Source organism: Pseudomonas sp. Larv2_ips (genome assembly GCF_963879675.1).
Taxonomy (GTDB): domain Bacteria; phylum Pseudomonadota; class Gammaproteobacteria; order Pseudomonadales; family Pseudomonadaceae; genus Aquipseudomonas.
This window is the reverse complement of the sequence record NZ_CAWOAW010000031.1, coordinates 520,492-546,864: the sequence shown is the minus strand read 5'-3', so window position 1 is coordinate 546,864 and position 26,373 is coordinate 520,492. Positions and strand designations below refer to the sequence as shown.

Genomic DNA, 26,373 nt, shown 5'->3' with positions numbered 1-26,373 from the left:
CCGAAGGCGCTGATTGATCCAGGATTTGCATGGCCTGATCCACCGCCTTCGCGAGCAAGCCCGCTCCCACCTTTGACTGTATTCACACATCAAAATGTGGGAGGGGGCTTGCCCCCGAAGGCGCTGATTGATCCAGGGTTGCATGGCCTGATCCACCGCCTTCGCGGGTAAGCCCGCTCCCACTTTTGCCTGCATTCACACATCAAAAATGTGGGAGGGGGCTTGCCCCCGAAGAGGCCCGACCTAGCGCAACCCATCCCGAAACTGCCCCGGTGTCATTCCCGTCCAGCGCTTGAGCGCGCGATTGAAACTGCTGGTATCGGCAAACCCAAGCAAATGGCTGATTTCGGCCAATGAACACTGCGGGTCCCGCAAGTGCAGCAGCGCGAGATTTTCCCGACACTCATTGAGCAACGCGTCAAACCGGCAGCCCTCATCGGCCAGATGCCGTTGCAAGCTGCGCAAACTCAAATGCAACGCCTGGGCGATCCGTTCGGCACTCGGCTCACCCTCCGGCAATTGCGCCTCGATGGCCGCGCGCACCTTGCGCTCCCAGGTCAGCGGTTGCAGCTGTGCGAGGGTGCGTTTGAGCACGGTTTCATTGTGTTCGGCCAACTCCGGGTTGGCGTCATCCAAGTGGCTGTCGAAGTCTCGCGCGGCAAACTCCAGGCGGTCTTCCTCGGCGCCAAAGAACACCGGTGCGCGAAACACCGTGTGCCACGGCGTGGGGTCGGCCGGCTCCGGGCGTTGCAGGTATACCGCCAGCGGCGCGTACTCACGGCCCAGCCGATTTCGGCAGGTGCGCACATAGATCGCTGCAAACGCATCAATCGCTTCCAGCGCCGGTGCCGGGCTGCCGACGGGTTGCAGCAGGCGAAAGCAATAGCGCTCGCCCTCTCGACTAAGCTCCAGCGTCAGCGCATCGCTGACCACCTGGTGATAACGCACGATCCGCTCGAACACCTCGCGCAGGCTGCCGCTGGCCACCAACGCATAACCCAGCGCATGAAAGGTGGTCGGGCTGACAAACCGCGACACCCGCAAGCCGATGGCCGGGTCGCCGCTGGCCTGCACGGCCAGTGCCCATAACCGCGTGGTGGCCGACAACGGATAGCGGGCGTTGGGGTCGTCCATCAGCTGCGGGTCGAGCCCGGCTTGCGCGCACAGCGCGGCGCTGTCGAGGTCCAGGGCGTCGAGCTGCTTGCGCAGGGCGCGGGTCCAGCTGGCGAGGGAAGTGGCTTCGGGCATGACGATTGGCGCTTGCGGTCAACAGGTTGGCGTGTGGGGCTGATGCCCTGGCGCACCGCTTGGGCCAGGATGCATCGATCAATAACCAAGAGGATGGAAGCATGGACGGTACTTCTGCAAGTCCCCAGCAGATGAACGCACAACAGCGTTCGGCGCATATCCGTGACGTGGTGCTCGCCGAAGGGGCCAGATTACGCCAGCAGCACCCCTGGCTGCGGCACCACGACGCCCTGGGCGCGGGCATTCTGGCGTTTGCCTTGCTGGGCATGCTCGGCTCGGCGGCGCTCTACATCACCGGCCACATGGCGTGGTGGGTTTGCCTGCTGCTCAATGGCTTCCTCGCCTCGCTGACCCACGAGCTGGAACATGACCTGATCCACAGCATGTACTTTCGCAAGCAACGTCTGCCCCACAACCTGATGATGGGCCTGGTATGGCTGGCGCGGCCGAGCACCATCAACCCGTGGATACGCCGGCATTTGCACCTCAATCACCACAAGGTGTCCGGCACCGAGACCGATATGGAAGAACGCGCCATCACCAATGGCGAACCGTGGGGCCTCGCACGGTTGTTGATGGTGGGTGACAACCTCATGTCGGCATTCATCCGCATGCTGCGCGCCCGGACCTGGAAGCACACATTCAACATCCTCAAGCGCTCGCTGTTGGTGTACGCGCCCTTGGCGCTGCTGCATTGGGGCGCGTGGTATGTGTTTTTGGGCTTTCATGCGGCCAATGGTGTCGCCAGCCTGATGGGCGCGCCGATCGCCTGGTCAGCCGGCACCTTGCAGGTGATGCAGGTGATCGACATCGCTGCTGTGGTGATCATCGGCCCCAACGTGCTGCGCACCTTCTGCCTGCACTTTGTCAGCTCCAACATGCACTACTACGGTGATGTGGAGCTGGGCAACGTGATCCAGCAAACCCAGGTGCTGAACCCTTGGTGGATGTGGCCGCTGCAGGCGTTTTGCTTCAACTTCGGCAGCACCCATGGCATCCACCATTTTGTGGTGAAAGAGCCGTTTTACATTCGCCAGATGACTGCCAGCGTGGCGCACAAGGTGATGCGCGAGATGGGCGTGCGCTTCAACGATTTCGGTACCTTCGCGCGGGCCAACCGCCTGGAACCGCAGGCCCGCACACAGGCCGGGCTCAATCCGGCTGAAACGGCGACGCGCTGAGCACCACGCCGGTTTCGTCCACGTACTGCTGCCAGTGGCCGATCAAGGTGTCGAGTTTGTCCGGGTGGCTTGAAGCCAGATCATGGATTTCTCCGGGGTCCTGGCCCAGGTCATACAGTTGCCACGTCGCCGGCCCTACCGGGCCTGGGATGTACACGGCTTTCCACTGGCCCTGGCGAATCGCGCGGCGGCCGAACAGCTCCCAGCCGGTGACGGTATGTTCGTCGTGCACCTGGGCGGTCTCGCCGGACAAAAAGCCCAGCCACGACTTGCCCCGCAACGGCGCCACCGGCTTGCCGCCCCAGTGCTTGCCAGGGTGGCGTACACCGGCAAGGTCCAGAATCGTCGGCGTAATATCCATCACCGTGCCAAACCCATGGCTGATGCGCCCGTTGAGCGCCAGTGGCGGGTAGTGCACCAGCGCCGGCACCCGAATGCCGCCCTCGGTGGTAAACGCCTTGAACAGCCGCGACGGCGCGGTCGCCACCTGCGCCCATGACGGCCCGTACCAGACGTAAGAGTTGGCGCGGCCGATGTTCTCCAGGCTGTTGTCGTAATGCTGGTTGAGATAGGTCAGCAGCTGCGGCCCGAACTTGGGGAAGGCTTCCAGCAGCGCGCCCTCGGCGCCGTTATCGGACATGAACACGATGAAGGTGTTGTCCAGTTGCCCCTGGCGGCGCAGGTACTCCACCACCCGGCCGATGTTCCAGTCCATGCGCTCCACCATCGCCGCATACACTTCCATCGCGCGGGCCGAGAGCTGGCGCTGTTCATCGCTCAAGGCCGCCCATTGGGTGTTCAGCTCGATCAGCGGGTGGGGCTCGACATCGGCGTCGATCAACCCCAGCGCCTTGAGCTTTTCCAGGCGTTCCAGGCGCAGCGCTTCGGGACCGGCGTCGTAGCGGCCACGGTATTTTTCGACAATGTCCGCCGGCGCCTGCAACGGCCAATGCGGCGCCGAAAACGGCAGGTAAGCGAAGAACGGCCGCGCCTGGTCGCGCTCCTTGAGGTACTGCAGCAGCTTGTCGCCAAACGCATCGGAGGAATAGAACCCCTCGGGCAGTTGCTCGACGAAGGTGTCGTCCTCGATGTACAGCGCCGGGGTGGATTTGAGCAGGCCTGGCGTGTCGTCGTCGTAGGTTGGCTCGAATCCATAGTGGTTGGCCGCGCCGGGCAACAGTGAAAACGACCGCTCGAAACCCCGCGCATGCGGCGCCCGTTCGGCGGTGAGGCCCAGGTGCCATTTGCCGCTCATCAAGGTCTGGTAACCGGCCTCGCGCAGCAGCTCCGGCAGCGCCACGACGTTGTCGTTGAGGTAGCCCTCGTAACCCGGTTTGCCGATCAGCTCCGGCGTAAGCGCCTCGGCCATGGTGCCGATGCCGGCGATGTGATGGTCGGTGCCGGTCAGCAGCATCGAACGCGTGGGGGAGCAGGTCGGCGCGGTGTGGAAGTCGGTCAGGCGCAGACCCTTGAGCGCCAGGGCATCCAGGTGCGGCGTAGAGATTTCCCCGCCGAACGCACCGAGGTCGGAAAAACCCATGTCATCGGCCAGGATCACGAGAAAATTGGGACGTTGCGGCATCACGGCACTCCTCTTCAGCAGGCAATAAAGGCCAGCGGCAGGTCGCGAATCTGTTCGCGCACCGGCGGCTGATAGTGGTCATCGCTGATCAGTTCATGCAGCAGTTCTTCGCGCAGCTGGTGGAACTCGAAGCTGCTGCGCTGGCGCGGATGGGGCAGGGCGATATCGACGATTTGCTTGATCCGCCCAGGCCGAGGCTCCATCACCACCACGCGGTCGGCGAGGAAAATCGCCTCTTCCACGTCGTGGGTCACCAACACCGTGGTGATCTTGGCGCGCGCGCGGATCGCCAACAGCTCGTCCTGCATTTGTTGGCGGGTCAGCGCGTCGAGGGCGCCGAACGGCTCGTCCAGCAGCAGGATGCGCGGGCTGGCGACCAGGCCACGGGCGATCGCCACACGCTGCGCCATGCCGCCGGACAGCTGATGGGGATAGGCGCGGGTAAAGTCGCTCAGGCCCACCAGCTCGATAAAGTCGCTGATGCGCCGGTTGCGCTCGGCTTCGCTCAGCGGCTCGTTGACCAGGCCCAGGCCGATGTTTTGCGCCACGGTCAACCAGGGGAACAGGCGGTGCTCCTGGAACACAATGCCGCGCTCGCCGCCGATGCCGTTTACGGCCTTACCGTCGACCTGGATGTCGCCGCGAAACTGCGTGTCGAGCCCCACCAACAGGCGCAGCAGGGTGGATTTGCCGCAGCCGCTGGAGCCGACAATCGCGACGAATTCGCTCTCGGCAATCTCCAGGTTGAATTCGCGAATAGCCTCCAGCTCAAAGCCGTCGACGTCGAAGGACTTGCCCACATGGTTGAAGCGGACGATAGGTGCGTTCATGCGTGTCTCCAGCGGGTGGCGCGGGTTTCGATGCGTTGGCCGATAAAATTGAGCGTGGCGCCGGTAAGGCCGACCAGCAGCATGCCGCCCATGATCACGTCCATGCGCAGCAGCTGTTGGGCGCCGATCATCAGGCTGCCGATGCCGCCATTGGACGGCATGAAGTATTCCGCGCCGATGGTGCCGAGCCAGGCGTAGATCAGGCTCAGGCGCAGGCCGGCGAAAATCCCCGCCGCCGCGCCCGGCAACACCAGACGGCGCAGGCGTTGCAACAGGTTCAGGCGCAGCACTTGCGCCGCTTCGCGCAGTTGCGGCGACAGGTTGAGCACGCTGCGTTGGGTGGCGATAAACAGCGGGAAAAACGCGGCGAGTGCGATAAATACTGACTTGGCCAACTCGCCCAGGCCAAACCACGCGGTGAGCAATGGCACCCAGGCAAAAATCGCGATCTGGCGCAGCGCGGCCAAGGTCGGGCCGAGTACGCGCTCACTGCGCCGCGACAGCCCCAGCCACAGGCCCATGGCAAAGCCCAGGCCGCCGCCCAGCAGCAGGCCGCCCAGTGTGCGGCCCAGGCTTTTGACCAGGGCACCGGACAGGCTGCCATCCAGCACGCCGGCGCCAGTGGTTTGCAGCACCGCCCATGGGCTGACCAGAATATTGGCGTCCACCCAGCCATGCTGCGTCGCCATCTGCCACAGCGCTACCAACAGCAGCGGCAGTAACCACGGTTGCAGGCGCTGCCAGCCTTGATAGCGCGGCCCGCGACGAATCTGCGCGGTGGCCGGGTGCGGCCAGTGCACCCATTTGCGATCCAGCCAGCCGATGCCACGATCCATCACCACGCCCAGCACGCCGATGACCACGATGCACACGAACACGATGTCGAGCATGAACAACTGGCGCGCCCAGACCATCAGGTAGCCGATGCCTTCACTGGACGCCAACAACTCCACCGCCAGCAACGACGTCCAGCCCGCCGCCAGGGCCAGGCATACACCGGCCATGAATGCCGGCAGCGCGGCGGGCAGGATCAGGCGGCGGATCAACAGGTGCGGGGGCAGGCGCAGCACGCGAGCGGCTTCACGCAGGTTGGGCTGGGCATCACGCACGCCGACCAAGGTATGCAGGGTGACGGGCACGACGATTGCCTTGACCAGCACCACCAGTTTCAGCGTTTCGCCGATGCCGAAAAACACCATGAACAGCGGAATCCATGCCAGGGTCGGCACTTGCGACAACGCGCTGAAGGTTGGAAATATCAGGCGCTCCGCCCGGGCGCTGAACCCCAACAGCGCGCCCAGCAACGCGCCTGCGCCGACACCGGCCAGCAGCCCCCAGAACAAACGCTGCACGCTGATCGCCAGATGGCTCCACAACTCGCCGCTGGCCAGTTCCACTGCGCTGCTCCAGACCAGCGAGGGCGGCGGCAGAATCTGCTGGCTCATCCAGTGATTGCGGCTGGCCAGCCACCACAGCGCAAACAGTGCCAGCGGCAGCAGCCAAGGTATGAGGCGTTCGCTCAGCTTCGGCCAACGCAGCGCGGCGTCTTTGCCGGGGGCCGCCAGAGGTAGGCTCAGAAGTGAAATTCGGGCCATGGAAGACCTCCGTTGTCGCCGTGGGCGTTATGTGATTTCGATCTTAGAAAAATGCAAACAAGATGATTGTGAGATAAGAAAAATCATTTAAAGCCTCTGTCCGACACGCATCCAATGCATTCGAAGAATATTTTCGATGCTGTTTATGCATATCCCTCTGGAGCCTGCGTTTTAGCTCGCATAGTCCCAAAAGCTATTAAATTGTGAATTTATAGTATTTAAAGTTTTGATCGGCCTGTGCCTACTTTCTGCTCCCCAGGCGACCGTCGCCCACCAGGAGCTGCGCTTATGAAACTGCCCTTCAAACGTCTGATCAGCCTGTTCGCCGGCACTGCCCTGGCCGGGTTGGTGCAGGCTGCCGATCTCACGGAAATTCGCATCGCCGTGCCCGACCTCAGTGCGGGCAGCCAGCACAGCGGCGGCGGGGTAACCGATGTACTGCAAAGCCAGCAGATCTTCGAAAAGGCCTTTGCCGACCAGGGCATCAAGATTCAATGGAATTATTTCAAGGGCGCAGGCCCGGTGATCAATGAGGCCTTTGCCAACGGCCAGGTGGACCTGGCTTACCTGGGCGACCTGGCGGCGATCATCGGTCGCTCCAATGGCCTGGACACGCGCTTGCTCAGTGCATCGGCGCGCGGCGTCAAGCATTACCTCGCCGTGGTGCCAGGCTCCGGCATCAAGACCTTGCAAGACCTCAAGGGCAAGCGCGTCGCCGTGTTCCGCGGCACGGCCAGCCAGTTGTCATTCGACACCGCGCTGGCCAGCCAGGGTTTGAGTGAGAAGGACCTGAAAGTCATCAACCTGGACTTCAGCGCCGCCATTGCCGCCCTGGCCGCCAAACAGATTGACGCCACCTGGGGCGGTTCAGGCCTCACGGCGCTGCAAGCCAAGGGCCTGGCCGAGATACCGCTGACCACCAAGGACATCGGTGGCGCCGGCAGCGTGCAGGCGGTGCTGGTGGGCAGTGCCAAGTTTGTGGATGAACACCCGCAAGCCGTGGCCACCTTGCTCAAGGCCCAGCAGCAGGCGGTGCAGTGGTTGACCGATGACAACAACAAGCAGGCTTACATCGACCTGGTGTCGGGTTTGGCCAGTTACCCGCCGGTGATCCTGACCAACGATCTGAAAGACCAGAAGCTCAGCGAGATTTTCCCCTCGACCCTGGACCCGGTGTTCCTCGGCAAATTGCAGGACGCGGTGGACTTGGCGTCCAAAGAGCGGCTGATCCGCAAGCCGTTTCAGGTGAGCGATTGGGTGGCGCCCAATCTGGCGGCGGCGGGGCGCTGAGCCTGGTGGTGGCTGGGTTATCGCTATCGCAGGCGAGCCCGCTCCCACAGGGGAACGCCTTCCAATGGGCGAGCGGGCTTGCCCGCGATGAGGCCTTCAAATCGCCACGCTCACCTGCTGCCTGTCCACCTCCACCAGCGTCTCGATCATCGCCTTCGCCGCCGGCGACAACCGCGACCCGGTGCGGCTGACAATCCCGCAGCGCGCGCTCATGGTCTCCAGGTTCTGCGGCAGGTTGCGCCAGTGCAGCAGCACCAGCGAGCCCTGGGCGATGTCTTCGGCAAACGCCTCTTCCGTGCCCACCCCAATCGCATCGGACTGCAGCACGATCTTCACCAGCGCCGGGAAATGCTCGGTCTGAATGCTCGGTGAAAAGTCCATGCGCCCACTCAGGTTCGCCAACAATTTTCGGATGCCCTGGGAGATCAACGGTGAGGCCAGCGGGTAGTCGAACATGTCGTTGGTCGACAAGCTGTCCTTGGCCAATAACGGATGCCCCGGTCGGCAAAAAAACACCCCGCGCTTGGGCGTCAGTGCGCGGGTCTGGAAGTTCGGGTCGGCTTCGAACTGGCGAATGTCGGCGATAAAGAATTCGATCTCTTCACGGCTCAGGGCGCGGCTGAGTTTCTCCCAGTTGTCCACCTGGAAGCTGGTGCGGATTTTCGGGTGCGCACCGATAAACCGCGCCACCGCATCCGGCACCAGTTTCACGGCCGGCGCCGGCCCGGTGCCAAAGCGCAGGTCACCGGCGTCGAGTTTGGTCATGCGCGTCACTTCACTGCTCAGCAGGGCGGCGCCATGCACCAGGCTCAAGGCGTGTTGCAGCACCACCTGGCCCTCGGGCGTGGGGCGCAGATCCTTGTTGCCGCGATCGACCAGCACACAGCCGAACTCTTGCTCCAGCCCTTGAATGCTGCGGCTGAAGGCGGGCTGGGTGATGCCCATGGCGTCCGCTGCACGCACGAAACTGCGGTGTTCGTTGAGGGCGATGAAGTAGCGCAGTTGGCGAAGATCCATATGCTTTCCCGGCATCTGAAAAATAGGTCGAAGGCATTTGCGACCGAGGGAGCTGAGGTTTTAAATGCAAGCTCTTATTCCGTCAACGAAGCATTGATTCATTTGCTAGATCTAAAATGCATATCAATAGAGCGTTGCCGGAAGGCATCCCCACCATCAGCAGGCACATGAGGGTCTTCACCATGAGCAACGCCGCATTAGCTGTTCAACCCGTCGCCCAGGCGCTGGACATCCACCCGGTCGCTGGCCGCATCGGCGCCGAGATCCGTGGCATCAAACTGTCCGGTGACCTGGATGCCGCCACCGTCGACGCGATCCAGCAAGCGCTGGTGCAGTACAAAGTGATCTTCTTTCGTGAGCAGACCCACCTCGACGACCAGAGCCAGGAAGCCTTCGCTCACCTGCTCGGTGAGCCGATTGCCCACCCCACCGTGCCGGTGCGCGACGGCACGCGGTTCCTGCTGGAACTGGATGGCACGCGCGGCCAGCGCGCCAACTCCTGGCACACTGACGTGACCTTCGTTGACGCCTACCCGAAAGCCTCGATCCTGCGGTCGGTGCTGGCGCCAAAATCCGGCGGCGACACCGTGTGGGCCAACACGTCCAGCGCCTACAACGACCTCAGCGTCGAGCTGCGCGCCCTCGCCGACACCCTGTGGGCGATACACAGCAACGAGTACGACTACGCCGGGCGCAAGCCGGATGTATCGGTCGAAAAGCTTGAGGAATACCGCAAGGTGTTCACCTCCACGGTGTACGAGACCGAACACCCGGTGGTGCGCGTGCACCCGGTCAGCGGCGAGAAAACCTTGCTGCTGGGGCACTTCGTCAAGCGCCTCAAAGGCTATTCCCAGGCGGACTCGACGCAGCTGTTCAACCTGCTGCAAAGCCACGTCACCCGCCTGGAAAACACCGTGCGCTGGCGCTGGAATGCCGGCGACGTGGCGATCTGGGACAACCGCGCCACCCAGCATTACGCGGTGGATGACTACGGCACCCAGGAACGCATCGTGCGCCGGGTAACGCTCAAGGGCGACGTGCCGGTGGGTGTGCAGGGGCAGCGTAGCCAGACCACAAAGGGGCTCTAGGCTAAGTTTGGCGATCAAAAATGTGGGAGCGCGCTTGCTCGCGAATGCGCAGTGTCAGTCGATGTATGTATCAACTGACAGACTGCATTCGCGAGCAAGCCCGCTCCCACATTGGTGTGTGGTGTTTACCAGACGCCTATCTGCACCACTTTTTCCGCCTCCGGCTCACCATACCGAAACCCTTGGCCACGCCGATCAATCTCCGCGTGGCTGATGGTGGTGCGCCGCTTTAACCCACGCAGCCACTCGAACAGATAGCCCAGGTGCGTTTCGCGCACCGCCGTATAGGCCGGATCGGCCCCCAGGTCGTGTAATTCCTGCGGGTCATTGTGAAGATCAAACAGCTGTGGGCGAAAGCCGTCATACGCCAGGTACTTCCAGCGCTCGCTGCGCACCATGGTCATGCGGCAACGGTCGATGGGCTGTTCCAGACGCTCGCGGGCCGGGGCCTGGAACGCATAGTCGTATTCGGCGATGGCGTAGTTGCGCCAAGTGATGTCTTTGCCGTGCAGCAGCGGGATCAGCGAACGACCCTCCAGGCGGTGGTCAGCCGCCGGCAAACCCAGGGCGTCGAGGAAGGTCGGCAGGGCGTCGATGGTTTCCACCAGGCGTGCGTCCACTGAACCACGGCTGATGTCGGCGCTGGCGCGCGGGTCGCGCACGATCAGCGGGACGCCCACCGCAGGCTCCAGCAAGAACTCCTTTTCACCGAGGAAGTGGTCGCCGAGAAAGTCGCCGTGATCGCTGGTGAACACGATCAGCGTGTCGTCCCAACGGCCATTGCTTTGCAGAAAATCGAACAGCCGCCCGAGTTGATCGTCGACCTGTTTGATCAGCCCCATGTAGGTGGGAATCACCGTCAACCGCACCTCATCACGGGAGAAATTCAGGCTCTCCTGGTGCTGGCGGAAGGCGTGGTAAACCGGGTGATCGCTGGTGTGTTCAGGTTGAATGGGCGCCTGGACATGCTCGGCGCCATACAGCGCGTGGTACGGCGCCGCAGCGATATAGGGCCAGTGCGGCTTGATGTAGGACAGGTGCAGGCACCACGGCTGCTCGCCTTGTTCGGCGATAAAGTCGATGGCGCGGTCGGTGGTGTAGACCGTTTCCGAATGCTCCTGCGCCACGCGCGCAGGCTTGCCTGAGTGACGCATGTGCCAGCCGCTGAGGATTTCACCGTTTTCACCGGCGGCGGCATTGGCCCATTCATGCCACGGGTTGCTGCCGTCGTAGCCTTGTTCACGCAGGTAATGGGTGTACGGCGCGGACTCGCGTTTGTCCTCGAACAGTGGGCTGTCAGGGTAAATGCCGTCGTGGCGCATGTACGCGTCAAACCCGACCTCATTCAGCGGCTCGGCCTGCGCGCTGTGGGGGGCGATATTCAGACGTTGCAGGGCGTCCAGATTCGGCGTGGCGTGGGTCTTGCCGACCAGGGCAGTGCGGATGCCATGGGGGCGCAGGTAATCGCCAATCGTCAGCTCTTCCAGCGGCAGCGGCACCGCGTTCCACGCCACCTGATGGCTGCTGACATAGCGCCCGGTGTAGGCCGACATTCGCGACGGCCCACAAATGGTGCCCTGGGTGTAGGCCCGGCTGAAGCGTACGCCGGCAGTGGCGAGGCGGTCGATATTCGGCGTGTGCAAATGCGCATGGCCGTAGCACGACAGGTAATCGCGGCGCAGTTGGTCGCACATGATGTAGAGCACGTTGCGCACGGGGTTGGGTTGGGACATGGGGCTTCACCGAACAGAACAAAGGTGACGGTTTTCGCTGTTCGCAGGGGCACTGGCAAGTGCATTTGAGGACTGGGTTTTATGCAGGGAATGCATGGGTGCTACTGCTGACGCCTTCGCGAGCAAGCCCGCTCCCACATTTGGAATGCGTTCAACTGTGGGAGCGGGCTCGCTCGCGAAGGCGTCTACTCAAACAGCGACATTCTCCAATGCACACACATCCTCATCCAACTCATCAATCTGCTTGATCTGCTCGATCATCGCTTCGGCCAGCGGCGACAATCGATACCCCGCGCGGCTGACAATGCCATAGCGGGTGTAACGCTCCTCCAGGTCTTCCGCCAGCCCATCAATGGTCAAACACACCAACTCGCTCCGCGCCATGTGCAGCACATCGCTGTTGGCGCTGACGATGCCGATAGCGTCCGAACGCAGCACCACGCCCATCAGGCTGTAGCCGTTTTCGCATTCCACATTGGGCAGGTAATCCGGCCGGCCGCTGAGGTCGACAATGACCTTGCGCAGGTTCGGCGGGCGGAGGGTCACGGCCAATGGATAGCTCATCAGCTCGGCGGCGCTCACGCTGCTGCGCGTGGCCAACGGGTGCCCGGCGCGGCAGCAGAAATACCAGCGCCGCGCGCGCAGGCGGTGGGTGTGATAGTCCGGGTTGGCTTCGAAGTGGCGGGTATCGGCGACGAAAAATTCGAACTCTTCGCTGAGCAGGCGCTTGCTCAGGCTTTGCCAGTCATCCACCTGGAACTGCACGCGCGCCTTGGGGTAACGCCCGATAAAACTGCCGATGGCGCGCGGGATCAACCCGGCCGCCGGTGCCGGGCCGCAGCCGAAGCGCAATTCACCGGCCTCAAGGCCATTGAACTGGCTGATCTCGTTGGCCAGTTGCTGCGCGCCGCTGACCAGCCGACGCGCATGTTCGAGCAGCACCTGGCCTTGCTTGGTGGGCGCCAGGTCCTTGCGGCCACGGTCCACGAGTTGGCACCCGGCGCTGTGTTCCAGCGCCTGGATACTGCGGCTGAAGGCCGACTGCGAGAGGTTCACGGCCAACGCTGCCGCGACAAAACTGCGCTGTTCAGCGAGGGCGATGAAGTGGCGAAGTTGGCGCAGATCGATATGCATTTTCCACATCAAAAATATCCGGGAAATGCATTGGCTATGCATTAGGTCGACTCCTTATAAAGGCTATCTCTTATGCAGTAAATGTTCGTAAAAACATAAATAAATAACCTAATGGAATATTCGATAAGGGATATTTCCGGGGTCCGGAGCCGCTTATGAGTCTGTTGAAGTCCTTGCCGATGGCCATGTTACTGGCCGGCAGCACCAGTTGGTCGCCGACCCAGGCCGCCGAAACGCACGCGCCGGAAAGCAAGGGCGAAAACGCCAGCGGCCAGCTTGAGACGGTCACGGTGACCGCGCGTCGGCGCACCGAAAGCGCCCAGGAAGTGCCCACGCCCATGAGCGTGATTGGCGGCCAGGCGCTGGAGAGTCAGCGGGTCTATCGGATTCAGGATTTGCAGCAACTGGTGCCCAGCGTCAACGTTGCCTACATGCATGCGCGCCAGTCCAGCGTGTCGATTCGCGGCTTGGGCAACAACCCGGCCAGCGACGGCCTGGAAGGCAGCGTGGGGCTGTACATCGACAACGTGTACCTCGGCCGACCGGGCATGGCGGTGTTCGATTTGATGGACATCGAACAGCTTGAAGTGTTGCGGGGCCCGCAAGGCACGCTGTTCGGCAAAAACACCACCGCAGGCGTGATCAATATCAGCACCCGCGCGCCAAGTTTTACCCCGGAACGCAGCATTGAAACCTCGTTGGGCGAGGACGGTTATTTCCAGACCAAGGGCACTATTTCCGGCCCGCTCACCGATGACCTCGCCGGGCGTTTTTCGGCTTATCGCACGCGCAGCGACGGCGACATCAAGAACGAATACAACGGCCACGACCTCAACGGCGGCTCACGCCAGGGCTTTCGCGGGCAGCTGCTGTACAAGCCCAGCGAGACATTCAACCTGCGCTGGATCGGCGACTACAACGAGGAAGATTCCAGCGCCGGCACCCGCGTGCTGTACAGCACCGGGCCGACCATCAATGGCACCAACCTGTATCAATCGCGGGCAACGGCGGCGGGAGCGACACTGGTGGATGGCACTCACCGCAAGGTCAATCTGGACAACGACCAGCACGTTACCGTGTTCCAGGGCGGCACGTCTGTGGAGGCCAACTGGACCCTGCCCAGCGACTTCACCCTGACCTCGGTCAGCTCGTATCGCTGGTGGAATTTCACCCCGCGCAACGATGACGGCCTCAATGTCCCGGCAGCGTATAACGCCGGGGTATCGGTGGAAGATAAACAGTGGTCCCAGGAATTCCGCCTGGCCTCGCCTACCGGCGGGTTCTTCGACTATGTGCTGGGCGCTTATTACTTCGGCAATTCGCTGGATAACAAATCCTTTGCCTACTACGGGCCCAAGGCGGATATCTGGAACGGCACGCCAACCGGCGCGTTGAACAATGTGAGCAGCGTCGGCAACGGGCATATCCGCACCGACAGTTTTGCCCTGTTCGCCCAAGGCACCTGGCACCTCACCGAGCGCCTGGATTTCACGGCCGGCCTGCGCGGCACCTATGAAGAGAAAAGTGCCTGGGTCACGCGCAATGCGCCAGTGGGGGGCGCGGCGGTGACCGGCGCCGCAGCCACTGCGCGGCGCGGGCGTGCCGGGGTGTACGACTCGGGCGACCTCAGCCAGTACAGCGCAACGCCGTCTGGGCTGCTGAACCTCAGCTATCACTTCAATGAGAACCTGCTGGGCTACGCGACCTTGTCTCATGGCGAGAAGTCCGGTGGGGTCAACCTGGCCGTGGGCTCCGCGCCGACCGCCGGGGCCGACTCACTGTTGATCGGCACCGAGCGCGCCAACAACGCCGAGCTGGGCTTCAAGAGCACGCTGTGGGACCGCCGCCTGCAGCTCAATGCCAACCTGTTCTGGACCCAGGTCAACGGCTACCAGACCAACGCCTACGACCAGGACAACCGCGTGCAGTACCTCACCAACGCTGGCTCCGTGCGCTCGCGCGGGGTTGAAGTGGAAAGCACGCTGGTGCCGCTCAAGGGCCTGACGCTGAACCTCAACGGCTCGTTCAACGATGTGAGTTACCTGTCTTACAAGGATGCGCCGTGCCCACCGGAAGTCAGCCTGCGCGCCGGTGCGCCGGCGTCCTGCGACCTGACCGGCCACCAGGTGGTCGGCGCGTCCAAGTGGATCGCCAACGCCAACGGTGAGTACAAGTGGAACCTGGATAACGGCTTCGAACCCTACGTGACTGCCAGCTACGCGTTCCGCTCCAAAGCGGTGGGCACTGTCGAGGATTCCGACTACGGGCAGATCCCCGCCTACGCCGTGGTGAACCTCTCCACCGGCCTGCGCGGCAGCTATCAGCAAGGGCAGTGGGACGTGTCGTTGTGGCTGAAAAACGCCTTCGACAAAACCTACTACACCACCCTGTGGACCGGCGGCAACGGCGGCTACGAAGGCCTGCTGGGCACACCGCGCACGTTAGGCGTGACCGGGCGCTACGACTTCTGATGCGCTGCGATAGGTGGCCGGGCTGAACACCCGTGTCACCAGCAGCATCGCCACCGCGGTCACCGTCAGCACCACCCAGGCGCTGACAAAGCCGCCGGTGAGTTGGCGCAGCCAGCCGGTCAGCCATGGTGAAATCGCGTTGATCAGAAAGCCCACGCCTTGCACGAAGGCGGCCAGTTGCCCGGCTTGGCGTGGGTCGCGGTGATGGTCGAGGGTCAGCAGCAGGCTCAGGGCGAAACACGCGCCCAGGCCGAAGCCGCACAGCGCCACCCACAGGTGCGGATAGTCCAGCGGCGCGATGATCAGGCCGAGGTAGCCGATGGTTTGCGCCAACAGGCTGATGCCCAGCAGCGGACGACGGTCGACTCCGCGTTGCGCCAGCACCGGCATCAACAGCGCGGCGATCACCTGGAAGATGGTCATGAAGGCCAGCAGCGAACCGCTCGGCAACACGCCCCAGCCCAGTTGCTGATAGTACGCAGGCAGCCACGCCACCATGCTCATGTAGCCGCAGTTCACCAAACCGAAATACAGCGCCAGCAGCCACGCGCGACGATTGCGCAGGCCTTTGAACGTGGGGGCCATGTGAGGATTGCGCGGCGCACCCAACGGCAAACACGCCCACAACAGCAACGCCCCCAGCGCCGGCAGCAGCCACACGCCCAACCCCGCCTGCCATTGCTGGAAGTGCGTGGCTACCACCGGGCTAAGCAGCGCGGCCAGCCCGCCACCGGCCATCAACGAGGCCGAATACACGCCCATCGCCACCGGCACACGGTGATGGAATTCACGCTTGATCATCGCCGGTACCAACGCCTGGATCAGCGCCACACCGGCGCCGCCGAGCAAGGCCGTGACCAGTAACGCCGACGCCTGGCCCATCAACCAGCGCGCCAGGCACGCCAGCAGAATCATCATCAAGCCCAGGGCAATACCGCGCCGCTCGCCCAGTCGTGCCTCTACGCGCACGCCGACCAGCGCCACCAGGCCCATGCACACCACCGGCAGGCTGGTGAGCAGGGCGCTGCTCTGGAAACTCAGGCCCGTGGCCTGGCGAATCTCGCCAAGCAACGGGCTGATGGAACTGAGGATCGGCCGTAGGTTCAGGCCAAGCACTACCAGCAGGCCCCAACCGGCGAGTCTGCTCATGAATGAAGGGTTGAGCGGCATGCAGGACCTTTCCGGTGTGCAAAAGAGGCAGGAAGTATGGGCAGCTCGCGAGGTATTCTGAAATTAAATATAACCATGCCAATCAGTGGCAAACGCAATGGTGAAGCGCCATGTTCGACCCCGTGTTGTTACGCAGTTTTGTCGCCGTGGTGGATTGCGGCAATTTCACCCGCGCCGCCGAGCGCCTGCACGTGACCCAGTCCACCGTGAGCCAGCAGATCCGCCGCCTGGAAGAGGCCGTGGCGTGCCAGTTACTCGACCGCGATCAGCGCCGCGTGGTGGCCACCGCCGAGGGTGAGCGCTTGCTGGCGTACGCGCGGCGCATCCTCGCGCTGCATGAGGAGGCTGCCGACGTGCTGATCACTCAGCAAAGCGACGGCGTGCTGCGCCTGGGGGTGCCAGAGGACTTTGCCGCTGAACGGCTGATGCCGTTGCTGTCGTCGTTTGTGGTGGCCTATCCGCGCGTGCGCCTGGAAGTCACCAGCGGCCTCGGCCCGGAGCTGCAGCGTCAATACCGTGCAGGTGAGTTCGACGTGTTGCTGGTCAAGCAAATGGGTGCCAGCGACGACTGCCTGGCGTCGTGGCCGGAGCCCCTGTGCTGGGTCGACAGCCGCAGCATGCCGTCGCTGGGCCGCGACCCGTTGCCCTTGGTGGCGTTTCCGGTGGGTGGGTTGTACCGCAATGAAATGCTGCATCACCTGGAAGTGGGCGGCTGGCGCTGGCGCATCGGCTATTCCAGCGCCGGCCTGGCCAGTGTGTGTTCGGCAGTGGCGGCGGGGCTCGGTATCAGCCTGTTACCACGCCGGGTAGTGCAACCGGGGCACGTGGTGCTCGGCGAGGACAGTGGTTTGCCCGCGGTGCAAGGCGTGCGCCTGGCGTTATATGGCCGCAGCGGGTTGGGCGCAGCCGGGCAGACGTTGCAACGTCAATTGCTCGCGTTATGCGCCAACAGCCCAGCGTAAAGCTGTGGCCGAGCGCCACGTTCGTGGCGAGCGGCCTTGCCCCGCGTTGGGCTGTGTAGCCGCCTCAAAACCTGCCCAACCGGTCTACCTGACACCGCGTTGTTTCCCGGCGGGTCTGCTGCGCAACCCCGCGCGGGGCAAGTCCACCCGCCGCATTCGATGCCTTTACTGAATATTTTTTATGCCTGAAATGCATCGAAAAACCGTGCCTTCGCCACAGGCCACGCAGGCCGTGGCTTTGGCGTTTCAGGATGTTTCTCATATTCAATTTAGATCTATGTATAACTTTAAAGATTACTTTAAGAGATAAGCGTCTGGCCCCGATGATTCAGCCCTCGACGGCCGCCAAGGCAGGCCTGTCGGTTTTTTGTGTGAAAACCGTAGGGAGTGAATCAATGGGCAATGTCCAGACCGCCGCCAGTGCACCCGAGGCGCAATGGCGCCAGGCACCGGGTGGTGAGTTGGTCGACCTTGGCCGGCCGCATCGCGCGCCGTTGGGGCAATTGCGTTTGCAGAAAACCCCGAAGCGCTTCTCGAGCCGTCGCGAAGGGCTTCTGCTCGGCTTACTGGTGTTGGCGCTGCACGGCGCGGTGATCTATTGGGTGAGCCAGAAGCCGACGCCGGTGTTGCCGATTGTGCCGCCGGAAATCCCGCCGATGACGATCGAATTTTCCCAGCCGGCGCCGCCGGTGGTTGAACCACCACCGCCCGTGCCGCCACCGCCACCGCCGCCTGTGGTCGAGCCACCGCCGCCGGTTGTGGATGAATTGGCCGCCAAGCCGGCGCCGCCAAAACCGATTCCCAAGCCTAAACCCAAGCCGGTGCCCAAGCCCGAGCCCAAGCCTGCACCGAAACCGGTCGAGCAGCCGCCCGCGCCACCGACGCCGGCGCCACCTGCACCGCCCGCGCCAGCCGCGCCACCGTCGCCGGCGCCGGTGACACCCGCTTCGGCAAACGCCGCGTACCTGAAGAACCCGGCGCCGGAGTACCCGTCACTGGCCCAGCGTCGCGGATGGGAAGGCACGGTGTTGCTCAGGGTGCATGTGTTGGCCAGCGGCAAGCCGGGCGAGATCCAGATCCAGAAAAGCAGCGGTCGTCAGCAACTCGATGACGCCGCACTGACCGCGGTGAAGCGTTGGAGCTTCGTGCCGGCCAAGCAGGGCGATGTGGCCCAGGACGGCTGGGTCAGCGTACCGATCGATTTCAAGATTCACTAACTATTCGGCAGCGGTGTGTTGGACACGTCGCGACCTGCACAGAGGGAAAACATCATGGCATTAGCATCTCCACTTGAATCCATCGAAAGCGCGGTGATCTGGCTGCTGGTGGCCTTTTCAGTCGCCACCTGGGGTTTCGCCTTGCTCAAGGGCGTGCAGTTCGGTCGCCTCAAGGCCCAGGATCGCAAATTCCACAAACAGTTCTGGGCGGCGTCGAGTCTCGACTCGGCCGCCGAACTGGCCGACACCCAGCCCGGCGCCGCAGCGCGTGTGGCCCAGGCCGGTTATGCCGCGATCCAGGTGGGTGACGCGCCGCACGCTGCGGACCTGAGCCAGGCCATCAACCACCAGGACCGCCTCGAACGCGCCCTGCGTCAGCAGATCGTGCGTGAGCGTCGCTCGCTGGAAACCGGCCTGGCCGTGGTCGCCAGTATCGGCAGCACCTCGCCGTTTATCGGCCTGTTCGGCACCGTCTGGGGGATCATGGAAGCGTTGAAAGGCATCAGCGCCGCCGGCTCCGCCAGCCTGGAAACCGTGGCCGGCCCGATTGGTGCGGCGCTGGTGGCCACCGGTGTCGGTATCGCCGTCGCGGTGCCGGCGGTGCTGGTCTACAACTATTTCCTGCGTCGTTTGAAGCTGACGGCTGCTGACCTTGACGACTTTGCCCATGACTTCTACAGCCTGGCGCAGAAAAACTCTTTCCGCGTGCTGTTGCACCCTGCGCTGACCAAGAACGCAGCCGGCAACCCGCAGAAAGTGAAGGAGGCGTCCTGAGATGGCCTTTTCCACGCAAGACAGTGACGAGGTGCTGAGCGAGATCAACGTGACGCCGCTGGTTGACGTGATGCTGGTGCTGCTGGTGGTGTTTATCGTCACTGCGCCGCTGTTGACCAACGCGATCCCGATCAACCTGCCCAAGACCGAAGCCGTGGCGCCGGTTGAGCAGAAAGACCCACTGGTGGTGAGTATCGACGGCGCCGGCAAACTGTTTATCAACAAGGACGAAATCCAGCCGGACCTGCTGGAGTTCAACCTGCAGGCGGCCAAGGCCAAGGACCCCGATGTGCGGGTGCAACTGCAGGCTGACAATGGCGTGAACTACGGCGAAGTGGCGCGAGCCATGGCGTCTATCGAACGCGCGGGGATTACCAAGTTGTCGGTGATTACTGCACGTTAGTTTCAAATGCCTCGACAATTTTTTGGCCGTCTCCTTGGCAGGGTGCGGCCTTTTTTTTGCCTGAAATTCCGCTGAAGCTCGATGCGAAATGAGGTCTATGTGGGAGCGGGCTTGCTCGCGAATACGGTGGGTCAGTAGCAGATGCGCTGATTGATATACCGCCTTCGCGAGCCAGCCCGCTCCCACCTTTTGATCTTCTGCGTCTTTGAGTTTTTGGTTATTAATAAATAGCTTCTTATTCCTTAACGAATATAACCCCCGTCCCTATACTGGTCAGCAACGTTAAACGCTGCAGGAGGGCACACCCATGCACAGCGAGTCGATTCGTTATCTGATCGTGCCGGGCTGGCAAGGATCGCCAGAAGATCATTGGCAAACCCATTGGCAGAACAGCCTGCCCAACAGCGCGCGGGTGGAGCAGGCCGATTGGCTGACGCCGCGTCGCGAAGACTGGGTGGCCGCACTCGCCGAGGCCATCGCCGCCGACAGCACGCCGGTGATCCTGATCGCCCATAGCCTGGGTTGCATCACCGTCGCGCATTGGGCCGCCACTGCGCCGGTGCACTTTCTGCGTCAGGTTCGCGGCGCTTTGCTGGTGGCTCCGGCGGATGTCGAGCGCCCGGCCTGCTCACCGGCCTTGCGCAACTTCGCACCGATCCCGAGCGACCTGCTGCCGTTTCCCAGCCAAGTGGTCAGCTCCGACAACGACAGCGCCGTCAGCGCCCCGCGGGCCCTGGAACTGGCGCGCAATTGGGGCGCGGAGGCCGGGATTCTGTCCGGCGCCGGCCATATCAATGTGAAGTCCGGCCACCAGCGCTGGGAGCAGGGCTTCGCCTACCTCTATCGCCTGCAAAATCGCCTTGAGCACCACGCCCGGCGTACTGCCTGAACATTTTTCAACGCCCCGTCCCTGAGTGGATTTGGGGCGGGAGCCTGCCATGAGTCTGCATGAAACCTACGGCCAGCCCTTGCTGACCTTCCCCGACGCCGAAAAAAGCCCGCTGAGCATCCGTGCCAAGGCCCTGGTGTTTGTCGACCCGCGCTCGCGCCAATTGCGTGAAGACCTGGAAAGCCTGGCGCCGCGCGCCTTGCCGGTGTTGATTCGCGGTGAGACCGGCAGCGGCAAGGAACTGCTGGCGCGGCATATCCACCGTGGCAGCGACCGCACCGGGTTGTTTGTCTCGGTCAACTGCGGCGCGATCAGCCCCACTTACGCCGATGCCGAACTGTTTGGCTACGCGGCCGGCAGCCACAGCGGCGCGGCGAGCAGCCGGGCCGGGTGGTTCGGGTCGGCCAACGGCGGTACTTTGTACCTGGATGAGATCGGCGACTTGCCGTTGCCGATCCAGGTGAAATTGCTCGCCGCCCTGGAAAATCACGAAGTCACCCGCGTCGGCGCCCACCAGCCCAGCCCGGTGGATGTGCGGCTGGTGGCGGCGACCAGCATCGACCTGGCCCAGGCGGTGGCGGCGGGCAAGTTTCATGAGCGCCTGTTCCATTACTTGAGTGAAGGCCGGCTCGACCTGCCGGCTTTGCGTGAGCGGGTCGGCGACATCCTGTCCCTGGCCGAGTATTTTCTCGGCATCTACAGCCAGCGCCTGGACCTGCCGGTGCCGCTGATCAGTGATGCCGCCCAGCGTGTGTTGGAACTCCACAGCTGGCCGGGCAATACCCGCGAACTGGAAAACGTTATTCACTTTGCGCTGCTGGTGAGCAGTGGTGATGAGATTTTGCCCGAACATCTCAACCTGCCGGTGGCGGGCTCGCCACTGGAACAGGTGCAGCGGATCTTCGCGAGTGCCAGCGCTGCCGAGCGGCAAGCCTTGCTCGGCTTTCTAAATGAACAGCAGCTACATGAGCAAAATGGAATATCAAAGTGAATAAAAGATATTGTTCGGGAATAAAAAATCTAGGTATTGTCCACTCCACGCCGCGATAGCACTTCGCTGGCACACCATAAAAACGGTCGTCAGAGACGCCCCGGAATTTCGATAAGGACACTGCATGAAAAAGGTTCTGTTGTTTACCGCACTGGCGGCTGCCCTGACTGCAAGCTTCGCCCAGGCCAACGAGAAACTGGTGGTTGCCGCCACGCCGATCCCGCACGCCGAGATCCTTGAGCTGGTCAAACCGACCCTGGCCAAAGAAGGCGTGGACCTGGAGATCAAAGTATTCACCGACTACGTGCAACCTAACGTGCAAGTGGCCGAGAAGCGTCTGGACGCCAACTACTTCCAGACCCTGCCGTACCTGGAAAACTTCAACAAGGGCAAGGGCACCAACCTGGTCACTGTGATCGGTGTGCACGTTGAGCCTTTCGGCGGTTACTCGAAAAAGATCAAGAACATTTCTGAGTTGAAGGACGGCGCCACCGTGGCCATCCCGAACGAAGGCTCCAACAGCGGCCGCGCCCTGTTGCTGCTGCAGAAAGCCGGTGTGATCACCCTCAAAGACCCAAGCAACGCCCTGGCCACGCCGAAAGACATCGCCAGCAACCCGAAACACCTGAAATTCAAAGAGCTGGAATCGGCGCTGCTGCCACGCGTGCTGGACCAGGTTGACCTGGACTTGATCAACACCAACTACGCGCTGGAAGCTGGCCTGAACCCAGCCAAAGACGCACTGATCATCGAAGACGCCAAGTCGCCGTACGTGAACTTCCTGGTGGCACGCCCCGACAACAAGGACAGCGACGCTATCCAGAAGCTGGCCAAGGCCCTGACCAGCCCTGAAGTCAAAGCATTCATCGATTCCAAGTACAAAGGCGCGGTAGTGCCTGCGTTCTGATGTAAACAAAACCCCCTTCAAGGTTTGAACGCCGACGGCTCACATAGCGTCGGCGTTTTTTTATGCCTGGAGTTTGGAATGCAATAAAAATGTGGGGGGGCTTGCCCCCGATAGCAGGGGTTCAGTCAATGTATCTGTGGCTGACATACCGCTATCGGGGGCAAGCCCCCTCCCACATTTGATTGGCGCAGGCTTACCTGTTTTGTGTGTTGATCGCCCGGCGCAACGCCATCAACCACTTCACCAGCTCCTGCGGATCAATCGGTTTCGCGTCGTTCACGGTTCAATCCCTCGAATCTCAGACCCCCCAACCCTAGCCGTCACCCGGACAACCCGCGAATCCGGCGGTTATCTTTTTGGGTGATATCAATATGCTATTTGGGTATTTAAATTTTGCTTTTTATACCTTTAGAGTTCGCGCTACCCGGCGTTACCCACGCCGGACCGGACTGCGCCCGCTGCATTACCCTTGCGGCGTCATGGACTCAAGATGACCTTCGATTTCGCTTTTATCCTCAGCACCTTGCCGGCGTTTCTCAGCGCCGTTGGGGTGACGCTGCAAGTGGGCCTGATCGCCATTGCCACCTCGTTGCTGGTGGCACTGATCAACGCCGCGCTGCTGGTGTTTCGCACGCCGTACCTGTCGCGCCTGGTGGCGCTGTATGTGGAGCTGGCGCGCAACACGCCGCTGCTGATCCAACTGTTCTTTGTGTACTTCGCCTTGCCGGCGCTGGGGTTCAATATCTCCGGGTTCTGGGCCGCGATCATCACCATGACCTTCCTCGGCGGCGCCTACCTTACCGAAGTGCTGCGCGCCGGTGTGGAGGCGGTGCCGCTGGCGCAGATCGAGTCGGGCAAGTCCATCGGCCTGTCCGACTGGCAGCTGCTGCGCCATGTGATCCTGCCTCAGGCCGGCATCCTCAGCCTGCCGGCGCTGTTCGCCAATTTCATCTTTCTGCTCAAGGAGACCACGGTGGTGTCGGCCGTGGCGGTGCCGGAGATTCTCTACACCACCAAGAGCTACATCGCGCTCTACTACAAAACCTACGAAATGCTCGCCGTGCTGACGCTGATCTGCGTGCTGTTGTTTTTGCCGCTGTCGCTGCTGCTCAGCCGCCTGGAAAGGAGGCTCCAGCATGGCCAGTTCGGGTCTTGAGTTGTTGTGGGTGTCGTTGCCGCAACTGGGCAAGGGCGCTGCGCAAACGCTGTCGATTTCATTTTTGAGCATTGCCTTCAGCACCGTCGGCGGCGTGCTGTACGGCGTGCTGCGCACGCTCAATAACACGCTGATCAACGCGGTGCTGCGGGTGTACCTGGAGCTGTTTCGCGCGATCCCGGTGCTGGTGTGGTTGTACCTGCTGTTTTTCGGCCTGCCGATTTTCTTTGGCTTGAGCATTCCGAGTTTCTGGTGCGCGGTGCTGGTGCTGTCATTGTGGGGCGCCAGCGAGGTCGGCGAAGTGGTCCGTGGCGCGCTGCATTCGCTGCCGCGTGGCCAGCGCGAGGCCGGGTTGTCGATTGGCCTGTCCGACCCGCAGCTGTACGGCTACGTGCTGCTGCCCCAGGCCCTCAAGCGCATGACGCCGCCAACCATCAACGTCTACACGCGCATCATCAAGACCAGCTCGCTGGCGGTGCTGATCGGCGTGGTGGACGTGATCAAGGTTGGCCAGCAAATCATCGAACGCACCTATGAGTCAGTACTGATCTACGGCGTGCTGTTCCTGTTTTTCTTCTTTATCTGCTACCCGTTGTCAGCCGCCTCCAAGGTGCTGGAACGGCGCTGGGCCCAAGCATGAGCGCATTGATCGAGTTCCAGGCTTTCAACAAATTCTTCGGCGAGCAGCAGGTGCTCAAGGGCATCGACCTGAGGGTGCAAAGCGGCGAAGTGGTGGTGATCCTCGGCCCCAGCGGCTGTGGCAAAAGCACCTTGCTGCGCTGCCTCAACGGCCTGGAAGTGGCGCACAGCGGCAGCCTGCGTTTTGCCGGCAAAGAGCTGCTGGACAAAAATACCGATTGGCGCCAGGTGCGCCAGGACGTGGGCATGGTGTTCCAGAGTTACCACCTGTTCCCGCACATGAGCGTGCTCGACAACATACTGCTCGGCCCGCTGAAAGTGCAAAAACGCACGCCTCGCGAAGCCCGTGCCCAAGCGGAAAAATTGCTCGAACGCGTTGGCCTGGCCGACAAGCGCGACGCCTTCCCACGCCAGCTGTCCGGTGGTCAGCAGCAACGCATCGCCATCGTCCGTTCGCTGTGCATGAACCCGCAAGTGATGCTGTTTGACGAAGTCACCGCCGCCCTCGACCCGGAAATGGTCAAGGAAGTGCTGGAAGTGATTCAAGGTCTGGCCGGCGACGGCATGACCTTGTTGATCGTCACCCATGAAATGGCCTTCGCCCGCGCCGTCGCCGACCGCGTGGTGTTCATGGAGGCCGGTCGCATCCTTGAGCACAACACCCCCGAAGAATTCTTTACGAACCCGCAAACCGCACGCGCGCAGCAGTTCCTGGAGAAGTTCTCCTTTGTTTCAACACTGCCCAAGAAAACCAAGGAATTGGAGCTGATATGAAAAAACTACTGCTGCCACTGTTTGCCATCGCCTTACTGGCCGGCTGCGATAAAAAGGCCGAAGAGCCTGCCAAACCCGTCGCTGCTGCCAGCTACATCGACAAGATCAAAGCGCGGGACAAGCTGATCGTCGGCGTATTCACCGACAAACCGCCGTTCGGTTTTGTGAACGAAGCCGGTCGTTACGTCGGCTTTGATACCGACATCGGCCGCCAATTCGCCAAGGACCTGTTGGGCGATGAAAACAAGGTGGAATTCGTCGCCGTCGAACCGGCCAGCCGTATTCCGTTCCTGCAGAGCGACAAGGTCGACCTGATCCTTGCCAACATGACCGTAACGCCGGAGCGCAAGGAAGCGGTGGACTTCACCAATCCCAACCTGAAAGTGGCGGTGCAGGCTTTGGTGCCGCAGGACAGCTCGGTGAAAAGCCTGGATGACCTGGCCACCCGCACCACCATCGTCACCACCGGCACCACTGCCGATATCTGGCTGACCAAAAACCACCCGGACTGGAAACTGCTCAAGTTCGAGAAAAACTCCGAGTCGCTGCAGGCGCTGTCGGCCGGGCGTGGCGATGCGTACGCGCAAGACAACCTGGTGCTGTTCAGCTGGGCCAAGCAGAACCCGGGCTACCGCGTGCTGGAAGAGAAACTCGGTGATGAAGCACCGATTGCGCCAGCCGTGAAGAAGGGCAACATCGAACTGCGCGACTGGGTGAATACCGAGTTGGCGAAGTTGGGTGAGGAGAAGTTCCTGCTCAAGCTGTACGACCAATATGTGCGTAAAGAGCTGAGCGATGACACCAAGCCTGAGAGTGTGATTGTTGAGGGCGGTAAGTGGCAGGGTTGATCCCGCGCTGACTGTCACACCGCTATCGCAGGCAAGCCAGCTCCCACCTTTGACCGAGTTCCCACCTTGGAATGCAGGCTAATGTGGGAGCGGGCTTGCCCGCGAAAAGGCCGGTGCAGTCACTGCACCTACTCCGGCCAATGCCACGTTCTACCGCTATCGCAGGCAAGCCCGCTGCCACCTTTGACCGAGTTCCAACCTTGGAATACAGGCTAATGTGGGAGCGGGCTTGCCCGCGAAGGGGCCAGTGCAGTCACCGCACCTACTCCGGCCAATGCCACCTTCTACCCCTATCGCAGGCAAGCCCGCTGCCACCTTTGACCGAGTTCCAACCTTGGAATACAGGCTAATGTGGGAGCGGGCTTGCCCGCGAAAAGGCCGGTGCAATCACCACTTATTCCGGCCAATGCCACGTTCTACCCCTATCGCAGGCAAGCCAGCTCCCACCTATGACCGAGTTCCAACCTTGGAATA

Annotated in this window: 23 protein-coding genes; 15 read left to right on the top strand and 8 right to left on the bottom strand. The window is 62.2% G+C overall.

All coding sequences use genetic code 11. From position 1 onward, the window contains the following. Positions 1-243: 243 nt before the first annotated feature. Complete coding sequence (locus AACV02_RS28025) at positions 244-1,248, bottom strand: AraC family transcriptional regulator (RefSeq protein ID WP_119738262.1); 1,005 nt, start codon at positions 1,246-1,248, stop codon at positions 244-246. Positions 1,249-1,349: 101 nt separating this feature from the next. Between AACV02_RS28025 and AACV02_RS28020 the strand changes: the two genes are divergently transcribed. After that, on the top strand, positions 1,350-2,429 hold the full coding sequence (locus AACV02_RS28020; protein WP_119738260.1) for a fatty acid desaturase: 1,080 nt from the start codon (positions 1,350-1,352) through the stop codon (positions 2,427-2,429). On the opposite strand, the gene AACV02_RS28015 is transcribed toward AACV02_RS28020, so the two are convergent. From AACV02_RS28015 to AACV02_RS28005, 3 genes are read right to left on the bottom strand one after another with little or no spacing between them, the layout of a single operon-like run. Beyond that, positions 2,401-4,011, bottom strand: coding sequence for an arylsulfatase (locus AACV02_RS28015; protein ID WP_119738258.1), 1,611 nt, complete (start codon positions 4,009-4,011; stop codon positions 2,401-2,403). The two genes, AACV02_RS28020 and AACV02_RS28015, sit on opposite strands and share 29 nt — an antisense overlap. 14 nt (positions 4,012-4,025) lie before the next feature. Continuing rightward, positions 4,026-4,841 carry an ABC transporter ATP-binding protein gene (locus AACV02_RS28010; protein ID WP_119738256.1) on the bottom strand — a complete coding sequence of 272 codons (816 nt, stop codon included), beginning with the start codon at positions 4,839-4,841 and terminating at the stop codon, positions 4,026-4,028. Further along, positions 4,838-6,436, bottom strand: coding sequence for an ABC transporter permease (locus tag AACV02_RS28005; RefSeq protein ID WP_119738254.1), 1,599 nt, complete (start codon positions 6,434-6,436; stop codon positions 4,838-4,840). Before AACV02_RS28005 ends, AACV02_RS28010 begins: the two co-directional genes overlap by 4 nt. Before the next feature lie 288 nt (positions 6,437-6,724). Here AACV02_RS28005 and AACV02_RS28000 point away from each other — a divergent pair, with 288 nt between their 5' ends. After that, complete coding sequence (locus AACV02_RS28000; RefSeq protein WP_119738252.1) at positions 6,725-7,726, top strand: ABC transporter substrate-binding protein; 1,002 nt, start codon at positions 6,725-6,727, stop codon at positions 7,724-7,726. Between the two features lie 96 nt (positions 7,727-7,822). Here the strand turns inward: AACV02_RS28000 and AACV02_RS27995 are convergent, their stop codons facing one another. After that, positions 7,823-8,743 carry a LysR family transcriptional regulator gene (locus tag AACV02_RS27995; RefSeq protein WP_119738250.1) on the bottom strand — a complete coding sequence of 307 codons (921 nt, stop codon included), beginning with the start codon at positions 8,741-8,743 and terminating at the stop codon, positions 7,823-7,825. A 182-nt stretch (positions 8,744-8,925) separates the two neighbouring features. Between AACV02_RS27995 and AACV02_RS27990 the strand changes: the two genes are divergently transcribed. Then, positions 8,926-9,831 (top strand): TauD/TfdA dioxygenase family protein, encoded by a 906-nt coding sequence (locus tag AACV02_RS27990; RefSeq protein ID WP_106577368.1) that lies wholly within the window; start codon positions 8,926-8,928, stop codon positions 9,829-9,831. A 125-nt stretch (positions 9,832-9,956) separates the two neighbouring features. On the opposite strand, the gene AACV02_RS27985 is transcribed toward AACV02_RS27990, so the two are convergent. Continuing rightward, positions 9,957-11,564, bottom strand: coding sequence for an alkaline phosphatase family protein (locus AACV02_RS27985; protein WP_119738248.1), 1,608 nt, complete (start codon positions 11,562-11,564; stop codon positions 9,957-9,959). Positions 11,565-11,753: 189 nt separating this feature from the next. Then, entirely contained in the window at positions 11,754-12,698 is a 945-nt protein-coding gene (locus AACV02_RS27980) for a LysR family transcriptional regulator (RefSeq protein ID WP_119738401.1), read from the bottom strand. Between the two features lie 155 nt (positions 12,699-12,853). Between AACV02_RS27980 and AACV02_RS27975 the strand changes: the two genes are divergently transcribed. Then, positions 12,854-15,169, top strand: coding sequence for a TonB-dependent receptor (locus AACV02_RS27975; RefSeq protein WP_119738246.1), 2,316 nt, complete (start codon positions 12,854-12,856; stop codon positions 15,167-15,169). Here AACV02_RS27975 and AACV02_RS27970 read toward each other — a convergent pair. Further along, positions 15,140-16,339 carry a CynX/NimT family MFS transporter gene (locus AACV02_RS27970; RefSeq protein WP_119738244.1) on the bottom strand — a complete coding sequence of 400 codons (1,200 nt, stop codon included), beginning with the start codon at positions 16,337-16,339 and terminating at the stop codon, positions 15,140-15,142. The genes AACV02_RS27975 and AACV02_RS27970 overlap by 30 nt on opposite strands. Positions 16,340-16,449: 110 nt before the next feature. Between AACV02_RS27970 and AACV02_RS27965 the strand changes: the two genes are divergently transcribed. From AACV02_RS27965 to AACV02_RS27915, 11 genes are all read left to right on the top strand, one after another. Beyond that, positions 16,450-17,301, top strand: coding sequence for a LysR family transcriptional regulator (locus AACV02_RS27965; RefSeq protein ID WP_106577373.1), 852 nt, complete (start codon positions 16,450-16,452; stop codon positions 17,299-17,301). A gap of 395 nt (positions 17,302-17,696) precedes the next feature. Beyond that, positions 17,697-18,518, top strand: coding sequence for an energy transducer TonB (locus tag AACV02_RS27960; protein WP_119738242.1), 822 nt, complete (start codon positions 17,697-17,699; stop codon positions 18,516-18,518). A 51-nt stretch (positions 18,519-18,569) separates the two neighbouring features. Then, the gene (locus tag AACV02_RS27955) at positions 18,570-19,292 is read left to right on the top strand and encodes a MotA/TolQ/ExbB proton channel family protein (RefSeq protein WP_106577759.1); all 723 of its coding nucleotides are present in this window, start codon (positions 18,570-18,572) and stop codon (positions 19,290-19,292) included. 1 nt (position 19,293) lies between these two features. Beyond that, complete coding sequence (locus tag AACV02_RS27950) at positions 19,294-19,695, top strand: ExbD/TolR family protein (protein WP_106577375.1); 402 nt, start codon at positions 19,294-19,296, stop codon at positions 19,693-19,695. Positions 19,696-20,002: 307 nt separating this feature from the next. After that, positions 20,003-20,584: an alpha/beta hydrolase gene (locus AACV02_RS27945; protein ID WP_119738240.1), complete on the top strand. Its 582-nt coding sequence runs from the start codon at positions 20,003-20,005 to the stop codon at positions 20,582-20,584. 49 nt (positions 20,585-20,633) lie between these two features. Beyond that, positions 20,634-21,575 (top strand): sigma 54-interacting transcriptional regulator, encoded by a 942-nt coding sequence (locus AACV02_RS27940; RefSeq protein ID WP_119738237.1) that lies wholly within the window; start codon positions 20,634-20,636, stop codon positions 21,573-21,575. 124 nt (positions 21,576-21,699) lie between these two features. Beyond that, entirely contained in the window at positions 21,700-22,482 is a 783-nt protein-coding gene (locus tag AACV02_RS27935; RefSeq protein ID WP_119738235.1) for a MetQ/NlpA family ABC transporter substrate-binding protein, read from the top strand. A 490-nt stretch (positions 22,483-22,972) separates the two neighbouring features. Further along, the gene (locus tag AACV02_RS27930; protein WP_106577379.1) at positions 22,973-23,638 is read left to right on the top strand and encodes an amino acid ABC transporter permease; all 666 of its coding nucleotides are present in this window, start codon (positions 22,973-22,975) and stop codon (positions 23,636-23,638) included. Next, positions 23,619-24,278 (top strand): amino acid ABC transporter permease, encoded by a 660-nt coding sequence (locus AACV02_RS27925; protein ID WP_032884905.1) that lies wholly within the window; start codon positions 23,619-23,621, stop codon positions 24,276-24,278. The genes AACV02_RS27930 and AACV02_RS27925 overlap by 20 nt, the downstream gene beginning before the upstream one ends. Continuing rightward, positions 24,275-25,051, top strand: a complete 777-nt coding sequence (locus AACV02_RS27920) for an amino acid ABC transporter ATP-binding protein (protein ID WP_119738233.1) — start codon at positions 24,275-24,277, stop codon at positions 25,049-25,051. Before AACV02_RS27925 ends, AACV02_RS27920 begins: the two co-directional genes overlap by 4 nt. Further along, on the top strand, positions 25,048-25,899 hold the full coding sequence (locus AACV02_RS27915) for a transporter substrate-binding domain-containing protein (protein ID WP_119738231.1): 852 nt from the start codon (positions 25,048-25,050) through the stop codon (positions 25,897-25,899). Before AACV02_RS27920 ends, AACV02_RS27915 begins: the two co-directional genes overlap by 4 nt. Positions 25,900-26,373: the final 474 nt, after the last annotated feature.

Excerpts from the sequence above, each read along its gene's own strand:
- AACV02_RS28025 (WP_119738262.1), bottom strand. The coding sequence starts at position 1,248 with ATGCCCGAAGCCACTTCCCTCGCCAGCTGGACCCGCGCCCTGCGCAAG.
- AACV02_RS28020 (WP_119738260.1), top strand. The coding sequence starts at position 1,350 with ATGGACGGTACTTCTGCAAGTCCCCAGCAGATGAACGCACAACAGCGT.
- AACV02_RS28015 (WP_119738258.1), bottom strand. The coding sequence starts at position 4,011 with ATGCCGCAACGTCCCAATTTTCTCGTGATCCTGGCCGATGACATGGGT.
- AACV02_RS28010 (WP_119738256.1), bottom strand. The coding sequence starts at position 4,841 with ATGAACGCACCTATCGTCCGCTTCAACCATGTGGGCAAGTCCTTCGAC.
- AACV02_RS28005 (WP_119738254.1), bottom strand. The coding sequence starts at position 6,436 with ATGGCCCGAATTTCACTTCTGAGCCTACCTCTGGCGGCCCCCGGCAAA.
- AACV02_RS28000 (WP_119738252.1), top strand. The coding sequence starts at position 6,725 with ATGAAACTGCCCTTCAAACGTCTGATCAGCCTGTTCGCCGGCACTGCC.
- AACV02_RS27995 (WP_119738250.1), bottom strand. The coding sequence starts at position 8,743 with ATGGATCTTCGCCAACTGCGCTACTTCATCGCCCTCAACGAACACCGC.
- AACV02_RS27990 (WP_106577368.1), top strand. The coding sequence starts at position 8,926 with ATGAGCAACGCCGCATTAGCTGTTCAACCCGTCGCCCAGGCGCTGGAC.
- AACV02_RS27985 (WP_119738248.1), bottom strand. The coding sequence starts at position 11,564 with ATGTCCCAACCCAACCCCGTGCGCAACGTGCTCTACATCATGTGCGAC.
- AACV02_RS27980 (WP_119738401.1), bottom strand. The coding sequence starts at position 12,698 with ATGCATATCGATCTGCGCCAACTTCGCCACTTCATCGCCCTCGCTGAA.
- AACV02_RS27975 (WP_119738246.1), top strand. The coding sequence starts at position 12,854 with ATGAGTCTGTTGAAGTCCTTGCCGATGGCCATGTTACTGGCCGGCAGC.
- AACV02_RS27970 (WP_119738244.1), bottom strand. The coding sequence starts at position 16,339 with ATGCCGCTCAACCCTTCATTCATGAGCAGACTCGCCGGTTGGGGCCTG.
- AACV02_RS27965 (WP_106577373.1), top strand. The coding sequence starts at position 16,450 with ATGTTCGACCCCGTGTTGTTACGCAGTTTTGTCGCCGTGGTGGATTGC.
- AACV02_RS27960 (WP_119738242.1), top strand. The coding sequence starts at position 17,697 with ATGGGCAATGTCCAGACCGCCGCCAGTGCACCCGAGGCGCAATGGCGC.
- AACV02_RS27950 (WP_106577375.1), top strand. The coding sequence starts at position 19,294 with ATGGCCTTTTCCACGCAAGACAGTGACGAGGTGCTGAGCGAGATCAAC.
- AACV02_RS27945 (WP_119738240.1), top strand. The coding sequence starts at position 20,003 with ATGCACAGCGAGTCGATTCGTTATCTGATCGTGCCGGGCTGGCAAGGA.
- AACV02_RS27940 (WP_119738237.1), top strand. The coding sequence starts at position 20,634 with ATGAGTCTGCATGAAACCTACGGCCAGCCCTTGCTGACCTTCCCCGAC.
- AACV02_RS27935 (WP_119738235.1), top strand. The coding sequence starts at position 21,700 with ATGAAAAAGGTTCTGTTGTTTACCGCACTGGCGGCTGCCCTGACTGCA.
- AACV02_RS27930 (WP_106577379.1), top strand. The coding sequence starts at position 22,973 with ATGACCTTCGATTTCGCTTTTATCCTCAGCACCTTGCCGGCGTTTCTC.
- AACV02_RS27925 (WP_032884905.1), top strand. The coding sequence starts at position 23,619 with ATGGCCAGTTCGGGTCTTGAGTTGTTGTGGGTGTCGTTGCCGCAACTG.
- AACV02_RS27920 (WP_119738233.1), top strand. The coding sequence starts at position 24,275 with ATGAGCGCATTGATCGAGTTCCAGGCTTTCAACAAATTCTTCGGCGAG.
- AACV02_RS27915 (WP_119738231.1), top strand. The coding sequence starts at position 25,048 with ATGAAAAAACTACTGCTGCCACTGTTTGCCATCGCCTTACTGGCCGGC.